The following is a 645-nucleotide window of genomic DNA, read 5'->3' on the forward strand; positions in this document are numbered from 1 at the left end:
GTCAGGTAGGGGAAGTGATGGCGTATGTTGGAGCAATAAACAAACTGAACAGCCTTGGTCTGCCCGTCAGACAGCCCCGAGTGTAGCGGTCACTTGGGGCTGGGGAAGCTGCGCTCTTACAACTGATTTGGGCAACAACGCCACCCCAAGTTGTTCTTTAGTAGCTTCCGCAACATGGCCACATTGTTTACGACTGGCGACTTGAAGATGAACATTCTGGCCATGATCGCCAAATTCGAGAAATCGGAGGGGGGTGAATACCGGAACCAAGCGTTGACGAGAGCAGCGCGAGCTCACCCGACCACGATCAAGTTCTCAGATACCCTTATCAAGGAAGTGAAAGCAAAGCTGGCCGAACTTGATGGTGATGTGAACAAGCTTGTTCTGAGTGACTTGATGCAGCAATACAGCAAGACCTCCGGCTTTCGGTTACCCATCTTCAACTCTGCGGCGGATAAGGTGCAGGGCCTCACAATTGCGGTTAACGATGTCTGGGCGGGTAAGGCGGAAATCACGACATATGAAAAATTTGGCGACTTCTACAAGGGCACGATCAAAGTAACGCTATGGAAGGTGCGAATAAGCGGGGAAATTCTTCTCGGCTGACTCAGTCATTTCATTTCTTCATGTTTGAGCCGATTTTTT

1 protein-coding gene is annotated in these 645 nt (G+C 50.2%); it reads left to right on the forward strand.

Annotated elements, in window-relative coordinates:
* Window positions 1-174 precede the first annotated feature (174 nt).
* Window positions 175-606, forward strand: a complete 432-nt coding sequence (locus HB860_RS21960) for a DUF3289 family protein (protein ID WP_247627954.1) — start codon at window positions 175-177, stop codon at window positions 604-606.
* Window positions 607-645: the final 39 nt, after the last annotated feature.

It is taken from the genome of Aeromonas genomosp. paramedia (assembly GCF_023093515.1).
Classification (GTDB): Bacteria; Pseudomonadota; Gammaproteobacteria; order Enterobacterales; family Aeromonadaceae; genus Aeromonas.